This is a genomic window from Nostoc sp. DedQUE05, assembly GCF_034530955.1.
In the GTDB taxonomy this organism is placed as follows: Bacteria; Cyanobacteriota; Cyanobacteriia; order Cyanobacteriales; family Nostocaceae; genus Nostoc.
Genome location: NZ_JAVRCB010000058.1, coordinates 1 through 12651, shown reverse-complemented (window position 1 = coordinate 12651; position 12651 = coordinate 1). Strand labels below are relative to the sequence as shown.

Annotated in this window: 11 protein-coding genes; 5 read left to right on the top strand and 6 right to left on the bottom strand. The window is 42.5% G+C overall.

Annotated features, from left to right (window positions below; genetic code table 11):
* Positions 1-84 precede the first annotated feature (84 nt).
* The 5 genes from RMZ42_RS30590 to RMZ42_RS30570 all read right to left on the bottom strand — a co-directional run bounded on the left by RMZ42_RS30590 (position 85) and on the right by RMZ42_RS30570 (position 4601).
* A complete protein-coding gene (locus RMZ42_RS30590; protein WP_322674952.1) occupies positions 85-687 on the bottom strand; it encodes a heme-copper oxidase subunit III in 603 nt (200 codons plus the stop codon).
* 94 nt (positions 688-781) lie between these two features.
* On the bottom strand, positions 782-2443 hold the full coding sequence (ctaD, locus tag RMZ42_RS30585) for a cytochrome c oxidase subunit I (protein WP_322674951.1): 1662 nt from the start codon (positions 2441-2443) through the stop codon (positions 782-784).
* 13 nt (positions 2444-2456) lie between these two features.
* Complete coding sequence (locus RMZ42_RS30580) at positions 2457-3383, bottom strand: cytochrome c oxidase subunit II (RefSeq protein ID WP_322674972.1); 927 nt, start codon at positions 3381-3383, stop codon at positions 2457-2459.
* Between the two features lie 103 nt (positions 3384-3486).
* Positions 3487-4104 (bottom strand): DUF2231 domain-containing protein, encoded by a 618-nt coding sequence (locus tag RMZ42_RS30575; protein ID WP_322674950.1) that lies wholly within the window; start codon positions 4102-4104, stop codon positions 3487-3489.
* Complete coding sequence (locus tag RMZ42_RS30570) at positions 4101-4601, bottom strand: DUF2231 domain-containing protein (RefSeq protein ID WP_322674949.1); 501 nt, start codon at positions 4599-4601, stop codon at positions 4101-4103. The genes RMZ42_RS30575 and RMZ42_RS30570 overlap by 4 nt, the downstream gene beginning before the upstream one ends.
* A gap of 794 nt (positions 4602-5395) precedes the next feature.
* On the opposite strand from RMZ42_RS30570, the gene RMZ42_RS30565 reads away from it, so the two are divergent.
* The 5 genes from RMZ42_RS30565 (at position 5396) to RMZ42_RS30545 (ending at position 11055) form a co-directional block, all read left to right on the top strand.
* Positions 5396-6394, top strand: a complete 999-nt coding sequence (locus RMZ42_RS30565; RefSeq protein ID WP_322674948.1) for a metal ABC transporter substrate-binding protein — start codon at positions 5396-5398, stop codon at positions 6392-6394.
* Between the two features lie 150 nt (positions 6395-6544).
* On the top strand, positions 6545-7324 hold the full coding sequence (locus tag RMZ42_RS30560) for a metal ABC transporter ATP-binding protein (RefSeq protein ID WP_322674947.1): 780 nt from the start codon (positions 6545-6547) through the stop codon (positions 7322-7324).
* A 45-nt stretch (positions 7325-7369) separates the two neighbouring features.
* Positions 7370-8233 carry a metal ABC transporter permease gene (locus RMZ42_RS30555; RefSeq protein ID WP_322674946.1) on the top strand — a complete coding sequence of 288 codons (864 nt, stop codon included), beginning with the start codon at positions 7370-7372 and terminating at the stop codon, positions 8231-8233.
* Positions 8234-8297: 64 nt separating this feature from the next.
* Positions 8298-8870, top strand: a complete 573-nt coding sequence (locus RMZ42_RS30550; protein WP_322674945.1) for a chemotaxis protein CheB — start codon at positions 8298-8300, stop codon at positions 8868-8870.
* Positions 8871-8874: 4 nt separating this feature from the next.
* The gene (locus RMZ42_RS30545) at positions 8875-11055 is read left to right on the top strand and encodes a response regulator (RefSeq protein ID WP_322674944.1); all 2181 of its coding nucleotides are present in this window, start codon (positions 8875-8877) and stop codon (positions 11053-11055) included.
* 160 nt (positions 11056-11215) lie between these two features.
* On the opposite strand, the gene RMZ42_RS30540 is transcribed toward RMZ42_RS30545, so the two are convergent.
* Positions 11216-11587 carry a DUF2237 domain-containing protein gene (locus RMZ42_RS30540; RefSeq protein ID WP_322674943.1) on the bottom strand — a complete coding sequence of 124 codons (372 nt, stop codon included), beginning with the start codon at positions 11585-11587 and terminating at the stop codon, positions 11216-11218.
* Positions 11588-12651: the final 1064 nt, after the last annotated feature.

Below are 12651 nucleotides of genomic sequence, written 5' to 3'. Positions count from 1 at the left end.
ATGGTGTATGGGGCATAAAAGTAATTAACAATGCCACATACACCAACCCAGAGAAATTATCTGGGTTTTCCTTCCCATCAATCTTTACTGCCAAACATAGATAAGGACAAACAAAATAATCCAGATAACATCGACGAAGTGCCAAAACAATGAAGTTGCATTGACGCCGAAGTGACCTGTATCGTAGTTGCCAGGGATGAAAGAACGTACCAAAATTATCAACTGCAACAGGATACCAGTGAATACGTGCAAGCCGTGGAAGCCTGTAAGTAGATAGAATGTTCCACCAAATACCCCGGAGGTGAAACCAAAGGCGAGGCCGTTCCATTCAATCGCTTGGCCAACTAAAAAGTAAGTTCCCATTGCCATTGTTGCCAAGAGGAACAGGCGAAATTTCACTAAGTCGTGGCGTTGAAGGGCGCGTTCTGCTAAGTAAATGACAAAGCTACTAGCGACAAGAATTACTGTGTTGATTGCCGGTTCTTTTACTTCTAGTCCAGAAACACCAGCCGGTAGCCAGTTAGGGGTTGTTGTTTTGTAGATGGCATATCCAGCGAAAAAACTTAAGAAAATGACGCTTTCTGACAGTAGGAAGACAATGAAGCCAAACATTTTGTTGCCTTCTTCGTCGTGACTGTGTTCTGCGCTTGTATGGTGCAATTCTTCGGTATTGATATAGCTGTCCATTTTGCTTTTTGAGGGGGAATTTGAAACGCAAAGTAACGCAAAGGGAAACGCAGAGGGACGCGGAGGGTTTTTGCGTCTTACCGATAGTTTGCGTTTATTCTGGGAGGTTGGCTGTTAAGGGTTCTGATTTGCCGTAGCCGTAGGGTTCGGAGATGATGATGGGAGTTTCTTCAAAGTTTTCTACTGGGGGGGGTGAAGAAACTAACCACTCTAGTCCAATTGCTCTCCAAGGGTTAGCGGGTGCTTTCTCGCCTTGCATCCAAGAAATCACCATGTTGAATATGAAGGGTAAGGTGGACATTCCTAAGAGAAATCCGCCCAGGCTAGCGATGACATTCCAGAATTGATACTCTGGGGCGTAGGAAGCAACTCGGCGTAACATCCCTTGCAATCCTAAGGGGTGCATGGGTAAAAAGTTGAGGTTGGTGCCGATAAATGCTAACCAGAAGTGGATTTTACCCCAGCTTTCAGAGTACATCCGCCCAGTCATTTTGGGGAACCAGTGATAGATGGCTGCAAATAAGCCCATCGTCACGGTGCCGTAGAGGACGTAGTGGAAGTGTCCCACCACAAAGTAGGTATTGTTAACGTGGACATCAACGGGCACGGAAGAAAGCATGATGCCTGTGATGCCGGCGAAGACAAACATGACTAATCCACCCAAGGCAAACAGCATGGGGGTAGTTAGCCGCAGTTTACCGCCCCAAATAGTTGCTACCCAAGCAAATACTTTAATTCCCGTGGGTACAGACACACACATTGTTGTCAGCATGAAAATCAACCGCATCCAGCCTGATGTACCACTGACGTACATGTGATGTACCCAAACAATGCCGCTTACTCCTGCAATCAAGATGGATGAAATAGCGACTACTTTGTAACCAAATAGAGGTTTACGTGAATAAACTGGGAAGATTTCTGAGAAAATCGCAAAGACGGGCAGAATGATCACGTAAACGGCGGGGTGGGAGTAGAACCAGAAGTAATGCTGGAACATGACTGGATTCCCACCCTTGCTAGGGTCAAAAAAGCTTGTACCAACTGTGAGGTCAAGTAGCAGCATTACTGCACCTGCTGTCAATGCAGGTAGTCCGAATAGTTGGATAATCTGGGCGCTAAATACTCCCCAGACAAACAAGGGCATCCGAAAGAAGCCCATTCCTGGGGCCCGCATCTTCACGATTGTGGTGACAAAGTTTACTGCGCCCATAATTGAGGATACGCCGGATATTGCCACCGCTAAAAGCCAGAGAACTTGACCATTAATCAAGTTACCTGTGGGATTCTGGAGACTGACTGGCGGGTAAGACCACCAACCGGCTTGGGCTGGGCCACCAGGGACGAAGAAGCTAGCCATCATGATAATTCCGACTACTGGCACCATCCAGAAGGCGACGGCGTTAAGGCGGGGAAATGCCATATCTCGCGCCCCAATCATCAGGGGTACTAAATAGTTGGCAAAACCAACGAGTGAGGGAAATGTCCACAAGAACAGCATCACGGTGCCGTGCATGGTGAACATACCGTTGTAGACTGTGCGATCGACTAAATCTGATTCGGGTGTCATCAGTTCTCCCCGCATCACCATCGCAAAGATACCGCCGACGAGAAAGAAGAAGAATGAGGTAACGAGATACTGGATACCAATTACCTTGTGGTCGGTACTAAAGCTGAAGTATTCTTTCCAGCTACTCGGAGATTCGTGGTTAGGCTTCTCATCAGGGAGAAGAATACCTTCAATAGGAACATTAGTCATGGTTACTTTCCTTTCAACCAGGTGAATTGACTAGAGGAGGTGCAGCAGGTGGAACTGTAACCCAACCAGTTTGGACTGATTGATTGGATGTTTGGGCATACTCAGAAGCTGCCTGATTTTTTGCTACGGATGGCTTTTGGGTTGCAGCTTGTGCTAGCCATTGTTGATAATCTTCAGGAGATTCGACAACTACATTCGCCTGCATCGTCGCAAAGTATGTACCGCTATATTGGGAATCGGTTAATCGGTATTTGCCGGGGCGGATGGGAGTAAATTCAAAGTCGATCGGATGGTTGGGAATAATATCCTGCTTGAGGCGAAATGCAGGTATATAAAAGCCGTGGAGAACGTCTTGTGATTTCAGCGCTAAACGTATCCGGCGATCGCTAGGTAAATGCAATTCGGTACTGGTAATATCTTTTTCTGGGTAATGAAAAACCCACGCCCATTGTTTAGCTAGTACGTCGATTTTTTCTACAGGTTCCGCTAAAGTGTTAGCTGGTACATCTTTTGGTTCTGCATGAGCCGATTGCATTGCTAGCGGGTTATGCAGGTGAACTAATTCCGATGGGCCTTGAATCCCCATTTGTTCATAAACTTGGTAGCTGTAACCCGCAATCCAAAACACCAAAAGAATTGGGATTGCTGTCCAGACAACTTCTAAGGTGACATTGCCATGAATTGGAGGGCCGTCAGTGAAGTCATCTTTGACTGCCCGATGGAAGATCACAGAATACATCAGAGTACTTGTTACTCCCAAGAAGATAAAGGCACCGAGGGTTACTAAGAAGCTAATCAAATCATCAATTAGTAGGGATTCGGCTGCTGCTTGGGGGGGAAGCCAGGAGTAAGCCTGCTTCCCGATCCAGAGACTGGTGGAAGTCACTGCGATCGCGCCTGTAAGCAGCGTCAAAATATTTAAAATCTTCTGGATTTTCATGGTCATTGGTCATTGGTCATTAGTTATTGGTCATTAGTCATTGGTCATTGGTCATTGGTCATTAGTAACTTTAAACAAATGACAAAGGACAATTGACAAATGACTATTTGAGTATTGTGTTGAGGTCTTGGTGCGATCGCAGCAAACTATCTGCGGTATTGTGTACGCCAAATTCGGTGGCTAGTTGCGCTCCTAGTGTGCCGTGGATGTACATAATGAACATGATTCCTATGCCTGCGAACAGATAGATCCATTGCACTTCTCTATCTGTATGTTTATATTCTTGTCTGCCCCAAACGAAGTGCTGCCATGCTCTCCAGATGGTCATGCTAACAATCAGCGCTAATAAGAACACACCACCCACACCATGCCAAAGCATAGTCTCCATTGCCTGCAATCCCCAGGCACTCTTCATATCAGCTGGTGGTGTTGCCAACAGCATTTCGTAAAAGCCTGCTCCCACTGTGAAAAATGTGATGATGCTGGCAGCTAACATGTTGTACCAGCCAACAGCAAATAAGTTGTCACGTTCGACAGTAATTGCCAAAAATTTGAAGACCCATTTTTCAAAGGGGAACAGAACACCAGCAATATCGAAGGTCATCGCAATGATGAACAAACCTATTGTCAGATGCACTAAGTTGGGATGAATGGGAATTGTGTAAGGTAATCCGTTTGCACCTAAAGAACCGTTCAATTGGTCAATTAATTCTGAGTTCATCGCAACACACCATCCTTTACTGCTTCCACAACTGGTACGGTATGCAATCCATATACCCAAACAAGCTCATCGCCGAGATATACTTGTAAGCCAACTATTAGGGTTAAAACTAGTCCGGCTCCCAAATAATAAATCGGTACTTTTTTAGGATTGCGGGCACGAATTACATAGCGCCAAGCTGTAATCACTGTGATAATTCCTGAAAGCGACCAACCAATTAGCGTATGCAAATTCAGCACCGATTTCGCTAGGCTGTAAGGCTGTGCTAATCCCGCTTCAAACTGACCAAAGATAATCGCAACGAAGATGGCGATCGTGGCAACTAACATATTCCACCAACTCACCTCAAAAAGACCGGATTTACCAGTAAAATAGCCAATTACATCGCAGAAGAAGGAAAACAACACCATCGCAATTACGAAGTGGACAACGATGGGATGAATCGTATCTGGATAGGGCAAATTGTGGTCGTTCAAAGATGTCAAATACTCAAGCATTGTCTTCTCCTGGACATATCTACCGCACTTTGGTCAATAAATTTTGGATTTTTGAATTGGCGATCGCGCAGTCTTAGCGAGCGTCTTTTAGATTTATTCCGTCCCAGACGAGATATAAACTAGAAGACCCTAATCAAAAATCTAAAATCGCTAGTCAAGCTTCAATAATTTATGGATACTCACTAACATCACCACAAGTATCCATCCATAATTGACCGAATTCTGTTCAATATCTGCGCGGTGCAATACGCTTAATCATGTCTTAGCTTTTTGTAGCCAAATTTGGTTAAATTGCCTACATGGAATAATTTTTGTTTTGATTCATTTCCTTATACCAATAGTCTGCAACAGCAATTCTTGATGTAGCTAAATCAAATCGCTGTCGTTTGTTGATTTGCTTAACCTATCCTTTAGCTTAAGTAAATTTTTATGAATTGTCAAAACAATAAATATTAAACTTTTAAAGGTTAGTTTTTTAACAAACAAACATTTTCATAATGTATTTACTTTTGCATTTTTTTAAATACAAAAAAGCCGAAAAATCATATTTGTCTGTAAGTTATTTCACAATAGTAAAATATTTGTTTGTGATGTAAATAACAAAAATATTTGAATCACTCAAAAAAACCTTTAAAAAGACAAAAGTAAGGAATCATGATTAAGCCAGAACTCAGAAATACAGTTTATTGCAATAGGTTCGCTTTTTTGCTCTGAGATTATTTTCATAATTCTTTCATTTTTATCTTACTTCTGCTAAAGTGAAACAAAAGTGAGAAGATTATGAAATTGCTATAATGAGATTTAATATCAATAACTTTCAGATGCAACTACCGCAGCACGGGCAAAAATTGGCTTTAGGGTCTGGGCTGCTATTGTGGCTATGTTTGAGTGGGTGTAGCCCGTCAATTTCCAATTCTCAACCACAGTTAAGTCCAAACCCAGGCACAACTAACACCAACCTAGATAAAAAAGGTAAAAAAGTAGTTCTTACCACCTTTACAGTCATTGCAGATATGGCGCAAAACGTGGCAGGAGACAAGGCGATTGTTGAATCTTTGACCAAACCAGGGGCAGAAATTCATGGTTACGAACCAACTCCTAGTGATTTGGTGAGGGCGCAAAAAGCAGACCTAATTTTGAATAATGGTCTGAATTTAGAGCGTTGGGCACAGAAATTGTATAACAGTGTCCCTAATGTCCCTCACGTTACCTTAAGTGAGGGAATTAAGCCTGTTGAAATTGCGGAGGATGCTTACAAAGGGAAACCTAATCCCCATGCTTGGATGTCACCAGAAAATGCCTTAATTTACGTAGAGAATATTCGTAAAGCATTGGTTAATTTGGACTCAGCGAATGCAGAGACTTATAACACCAATGCCAAAGCATACAGCCAAAAGATTAACGAAGTTGATCAGAAACTGCGAAAAGCCGTGTCGGTAGTTCCAGCAGACAAGCGCTACATGGTAAGCTGTGAAGGCGCTTTCTCATACGTCACCCGCGATTATGGCTTGAAAGAAGCTTATCTTTGGGCAGTTAACTCTGAACAACAAGCTACTCCCAAACAGCTAGAGAAAGTCATTGATCTAGTTAAAAAAAATAAAATACCTGTAGTTTTCTGTGAAAGTACAGTTAACGATGGAGCGCAACGTCAGGTAGCGAGAGAATCAGGAGCAAGGTTTGGTGGAGTGTTTTATGTTGATTCCCTGTCTCCAGCCAACGGGCCAGCACCAACTTATCTCAAGTTGCTAGAAGGTAATATTAATACTCTAACTCAGGGATTAGAGCAAAAATGAGCAAGTATGCAAGAATAAATCTAACTATTGTAAATAAGCTTGTAGTAACGAATTTAGTCCGATTTTGTTCTCTGGAAAACGTTACGTCTTTGGAAAGAGGGCTGAAGCCGCTCACTACAAACTATTAATTAATTTTAGAGGTGATTTTTAATGAAATCCATTAGTATTGATGTCGAAAATTTGACAGTAGCTTACCACGGCAAAGTAGCTTTACATGGTGCTTCTTTGCAAATTCAAGCAGGTTCAATCAGTGGTTTAGTAGGGATGAATGGTAGTGGTAAATCAACCCTATTTAAAGCGATTATGGGTTTTTTGAAGCCAGTTACAGGAAGGGTTTTGATTAATGGTTTACCGATAAAGACTGTACAGAAAAAAAGCTTGGTCGCTTATGTACCACAGTCAGAAGAGGTGGACTGGAATTTTCCAGTAAGTGTCCATGATGTGGTGATGATGGGACGCTACGGATACATGAATATACTGCGAATTCCATCGGCGAACGATCGAAGAGTGGTAAGGGAGAGTTTAGAGAGGGTACAAATGTGGTCGATGCGCGATCGCCAAATTGGAGAACTCTCTGGCGGACAGAAAAAACGTGCCTTTCTCGCCCGTGCTTTGGCACAACAGGGAACAGTTTTACTATTAGATGAACCTTTCACCGGGGTAGATATCAAAACAGAAAAAGCGATGATTGACTTATTGCTGGAATTGCGAGAGGAAGGTCATACAATTTTGATTTCTACCCATGACTTAGCATCTATCACTACTTTCTGCGACCAAGTAGTACTCATTAACCGTACAATTTTAGCTTATGGTGATACATCGGAAGTTTTCACAGAAGAGAATCTCTCACGGACTTTTGGCGGTTCTCTTGGAGATTTGTCTCTCAACAAAAGTCAGCTAATCCGTGGAAATCAAGGTGAATCTGATTGATTGAGAATTTTTAGTTGATATTGCTTGGATTAAAGTTATAAAAATATGAATACTCTCGCATTCTTAGACTGGTTCACTACACCCCTACAGCATGAATTTATGGTGAAGGCAATTTGTGTAAGTGCCTTAGTTGGGGTAGTCTGTTCTGTTTTATCTTGTTTTATGACCCTCAAAGGTTGGGCATTAATGGGGGATGCTGTTTCCCATGCAGTAATGCCTGGGGTAGTAATTGCTTATGTCTTAAATATCCCTTTTGCTGTGGGTGCTTTTGTTTTTGGAGTGGGTTCAGTTATTGCGATCGGTTATATCAAAGCGAAAACGAGAATTAAAGAAGATACTGTCATTGGACTTGTATTTACAGGATTTTTTGCTCTTGGTTTGGTACTAGTTTCCAAAACTCCAAGCAGCGTAGACTTGACCCACATATTGTTTGGAAATGTCTTAGGTATTTCTAATGAAGACATTATTCAAACTGTGATTATTAGTGTAATTACTTTAGTAACAATAGCTGTTTTACGCAAAGACTTACTATTATTTTGTTTTGACCCCACTCATGCACGTTCCATCGGCTTGAACACAGGAGTACTGCACTATATTTTACTATCATTACTTTCGCTAACTGCTGTCGCCGGACTCCAAACAGTGGGAATTATTCTGGTTGTCGCTATGTTAGTTACTCCGGGAGCAACGGCTTATTTGTTAACAGACCGTTTCGACCACATGATACTAATTGCAATGGCATCGGGCGTATTTTCTAGTGTCATGGGGACTTACATCAGCTATCATATCGATGGTGCAACTGGGGGTTGTATAGTGGTGTTACAAACCTTGTTGTTTATCATAGCAATGATTTTTGCACCTAAACATGGGTTACTGGTAAGAGCAAAGAAGCAAGAAAACACTGACTGATTCAGTATGAAATACCCTTTGCTATTTACGTAACCCCCATTCTACAGGTGTGAGGGCGAAATAAGTGTCGTTTAAAATTGTGGTAATTGGTACTTCTTTAGGCGGATTATCAGCATTGAAAATCGTCTTGGGTAATTTACCCGCAGACTTTCCTGTACCGATCGCGATCGTGCAACACCGTCATAAAGAGTCTAGCAACACACTCCAGGATTTATTACAAGAATCCACTTTGTTGAAAATTCGCGAAGTGGAAGACAAGGACGAAATACTACCGGGATATATCTACATAGCCCCAGCAGATTATCATTTACTGGTTGAACTAGGTCACTTTGCTCTTTCGACTGATGAGCCTGTTTCTTATGCTAGACCATCTATTGATGTGCTATTTGAGTCGGCAGCCGATGTCTACACAGAAGAAGTTATTGGTGTAATATTGACAGGAGCGAACCAAGATGGTATGCAAGGTCTTAAGAAAATAAAAGCGCGGGGAGGAATTACTATTGTACAAGAACCTGCCACAGCTGAAAGCGACATTATGCCAGAGGCAGCAATTTCTGCTATTGAAGTAGACTGGATTTTGACACTCTCAAACATTGCTTCCCAGATGGTCAAGCTTTGTCAATTATCACCGAAATAAACCGATGCAGATGGAACGCAAAGTCAACATCCTCCTAGTAGATGATAAACTAGAAAATTTGCTGGCACTAGAGGCAATCCTAGAAAAATTAGGAGAGAATCTCGTGAGAGCTACTTCCGGGGAAGAAGCTTTGAGGTGTCTACTGCATCAAGACTTTGCGGTGATTTTGCTGGATGTGCAAATGCCTGGGATGGATGGCTTTGAAACTGCTACCTTAATTCGTAATCGGGGGCGATCGCGTCACACTCCAATTATCTTTCTCACCGCCTTTAGTACCAGCGACCAAATGCTGTTTAAAGGTTATGCCTTGGGTGCTGTTGATTATCTGCTCAAACCACTAGACCCCAATATTTTGACTTCTAAAGTCACCGTATTTGTAGAACTATTTAAGAAAACAGAAGCCATTAAGCAACAAACAGCGCAATTGGTAGCTGTAAATACCGAACTCAGGCAAAGTGAAGAACGATTCCGATCGCTAAGTACCTGCTCACCCGTTGGTATTTTTGAAACTGATACCGAAGGTGACTGTAAATATACTAATCCCCGATATCAGATAATTTGTGGCTTGAAAGCCGCAGAGAGTTTAGAGAAGAGATGGCTGGAATCTGTTCATCCAGAAGATAGAGAACGAGCGATCGCTAGTTGGTCTGCTTACATTTGTGAAGGTCGGGAATACTCAGAAGAATTTCGCTTTCAAGCTGCTCATGGTAATATTCGTTGGGTTCAAGTTCGCTCATCACCGATGCTTTCCAGTCAAGGAGACTTATTGGGTTATGTAGGCACTCTTGAAGATATTACCGAACGCAAGCAAGCAGAAGAAGTCCGCGCTCAAGTGATTCGCGAACAAACGGCAAGACAGGAAGCAGAAGCTGCAAATCGGATGAAAGATGAGTTTCTAGCTGTTCTCTCCCACGAACTGCGCACGCCTCTAACCTCAATGCTCGGCTGGTCAAAAATCCTCCGCACCAAGAAACTTGACGAAAAAGCCACTTCTCGCGCCTTGGAGGCGATCGAACGCAACGCCATATCTCAGATGCAACTAATTGAGGATATTTTGGATGTATCCCGGATTATCCGCGGTCAGTTGCGGTTAAACGTATCGGCAGTGAATCTAATCTCGGTGATGGAAGCAGCTTTAGAGGCAGTGCGTCCCCTAGCAGAGCCAAAAGAGATTCAATTAAATACTCTGCTGGATACTTCCATAGGATCAGTCTATGGCGATCCAGCCCGTTTACAGCAAATTGTCTGGAACCTACTAACTAATGCAATAAAATTTACCCCTAAAGGTGGCAGGGTAGAGGTTAGGCTATCAAAGCATTTTGGATTTTCGATTTCAGACTTTGGTGTGGGCGCTACTTCCACAACCATCAGTACAAGCCAGTCGAACAATTTGAGATTTGAATCTGATAGTGAAAATTTAGACTCTGCAAATACTGATGAAAGCAATAATCTAAAATCCAAAATCCAAAATCTAAAATCTCAGTACGCCCAAATTGAAGTTATCGATACGGGCGTTGGTATCAGTTCCGAGTTTTTACCCAAAGTATTTGAGCGTTTTCGCCAAGCAGACAGTACCACAACGCGATCGCACAATGGATTAGGACTAGGATTAGCGATCGTCCGTCATCTAGTGGAACTGCACAAAGGTGCGATCTTTGCCGAAAGTTTAGGTACTGGACAAGGAGCAACCTTTACTGTAAGACTACCACTTCTACAAGATAATAAGGGTAGTAGGGTGAGTAGAGAAGCTACAGGAGAAATTTCTTCCCCTGTGGCATCGACGCCCCTTGCTGGATTAAAAGTTTTAGTTGTAGATGATGAAGCAGATACCCGTAACTTTCTCAGTTTTATGTTTGAGGAGTATGGGGCTTTTGCCAGTGCGGTAGCATCAGTTGATGAAGCCCTAGTAGTAGTTGAACAAGCAAAACCAGATATCCTGATTAGCGACATCGGTATGTCAGAGCAAGATGGTTATACACTGATTAGGAAACTGCGCTCTTTAGAACCAGAAAAAGGTGGACGTATCCCCGCGATCGCTTTAACAGCATACACGCGAGAGGAAGACCGCTTGAAAGCCCTAAAAGCTGGGTTTCAGCAGCATTTATCTAAGCCAATTGACCCCAATAAGTTGATTTCTGCGGTTGCCAATATATTACAACTGCCTTTGGAAGTTCCAGTGAGTTGATTTGGAATTGGGGAGGGGAAGCAGGGGAGGCAGGGGAGAAATCAATTCAAAATTCACGCATTCAAAATTCAAAATTCAAACATTGTAGAACTTCTGCCTCCTGCCTCCTCTTTCCCAATGTTCAATGCCCGATGCCCAATGCCCAATGCCCAATGCCCAATTAAGACGAAGTTAGGGCATGTTTTTTCAGTTCGTCTAGAGAAACTACTTCCAAAGCTCTAGCATGGGTTGCTGAAAGTATTACGGGTGGAGCAACACCAGCTTCGAGAGCTTCTTGCCAGCGAGAAGCACACAAACACCAGCGATCGCCAGGTTTCAATCCAGGAAAATTAAAATCAGGAACAGGTGTGCTGAGGTCGTTCCCTTGTGATTTGGTAAACTCCAGGAATTCTGATGTTACTTGGGCACATATGACATGGGAGCCGAAATCTTGACCACCTGTCCGACAAAAGCCGTCGCGGTAAAACCCAGTCACGGGAGAAGTACAGCAAACCTCTAGGTTTCCATCGATTACATTTTTAGCGTCTGTCATCGTTAATTCGTTGTACTTGATTTTTCCACTTAATATAAGCTTATATTTATTGTCAATTTTCTGGTTGAATAAAAATCGCGATCGCTAATTAATTCCCAAAAGCAGAGAATGCTAAAATTATTTACTCAAAATCGTTAAAAATAAATTTTTCAGCAGAATATTTAAGAGCGATCGCTCTCAGTTAAAATAAAAACCCCTGGCTAATTACCAGGGGTAATGCAAGTCAGTACTTTCGCATGGAATGTATCCTACTCAAATACCATAGCAACCCTCTAATTTACAGATATGCCATTTTGCCAAACAAAAAAAGCCCTCAGTGGTAAGCTGAGGGTTAATTTTTTAGAATAGCGGTAATATACAAACTTATTATTCCCAGAAAAGTAAGCAAATAATACTTGTAGTCGTTTTTTATTGGTGTAATAGAGGAGCCAGTCTTTACAAATCGAAGTGGCTTCTGACGATCAGAATTTCTTGTTCCCTTTTCTACGAAAGGCTATGCGAACAGAGGGTTACTTGCGAATCTGACTTTTCACGGTATCTGGAAAACCTCTCTTCTATTTCTCTCTTTTTTCAGGAGAGAGACTTTGAATTTTCCCCCTTCCCTATGAGGGAAGGGGGTTAGGGGGTTAGGTCAATCGTTGGCTTTTCCACATAACGTGAAAAGTCAGACTTGCGAATGGCACGCTGGTTAAGATACAACCCTTGCCCTAACTGGTTAAGAGCTTCCAAGCTGGGAAACCATTCTCGGAGGCTCCACCTCCATAGCTTGACAAGAGGCAGAGCCTCGCAAAACTCATTCCCAGCCTGGAGGCTGGGAACGACGATACAATAAGTCTTTGAGCTTTACAAGCGTGCCATTCCGCTATATATAAAGATAACTTTGGCGTATTCTTGCCTCGTTGTTTGGTTTTAAATAAGCAAAACTGATAACTCATATCAGATTTACTGTAGTAATAAAACTTGATTAATTTTTGTAAAGCAGTGTAAAGTAGTTTCACAGGCAAAGAGAAAACCGCCTGATTCATAAATAACCGCAATCATAAAACAATGACAACAACCATCCA

What these genes read in the sequence shown, in the direction of transcription:
- RMZ42_RS30590 (WP_322674952.1), bottom strand. Translation starts at nt 687, where the DNA reads ATGGACAGCTATATCAATACCGAAGAATTGCACCATACAAGCGCAGAA.
- ctaD (WP_322674951.1), bottom strand. Translation starts at nt 2,443, where the DNA reads ATGACTAATGTTCCTATTGAAGGTATTCTTCTCCCTGATGAGAAGCCT.
- RMZ42_RS30580 (WP_322674972.1), bottom strand. Translation starts at nt 3,383, where the DNA reads ATGAAAATCCAGAAGATTTTAAATATTTTGACGCTGCTTACAGGCGCG.
- RMZ42_RS30575 (WP_322674950.1), bottom strand. Translation starts at nt 4,104, where the DNA reads ATGAACTCAGAATTAATTGACCAATTGAACGGTTCTTTAGGTGCAAAC.
- RMZ42_RS30570 (WP_322674949.1), bottom strand. Translation starts at nt 4,601, where the DNA reads ATGCTTGAGTATTTGACATCTTTGAACGACCACAATTTGCCCTATCCA.
- RMZ42_RS30565 (WP_322674948.1), top strand. Translation starts at nt 5,396, where the DNA reads ATGAGATTTAATATCAATAACTTTCAGATGCAACTACCGCAGCACGGG.
- RMZ42_RS30560 (WP_322674947.1), top strand. Translation starts at nt 6,545, where the DNA reads ATGAAATCCATTAGTATTGATGTCGAAAATTTGACAGTAGCTTACCAC.
- RMZ42_RS30555 (WP_322674946.1), top strand. Translation starts at nt 7,370, where the DNA reads ATGAATACTCTCGCATTCTTAGACTGGTTCACTACACCCCTACAGCAT.
- RMZ42_RS30545 (WP_322674944.1), top strand. Translation starts at nt 8,875, where the DNA reads ATGCAGATGGAACGCAAAGTCAACATCCTCCTAGTAGATGATAAACTA.
- RMZ42_RS30540 (WP_322674943.1), bottom strand. Translation starts at nt 11,587, where the DNA reads ATGACAGACGCTAAAAATGTAATCGATGGAAACCTAGAGGTTTGCTGT.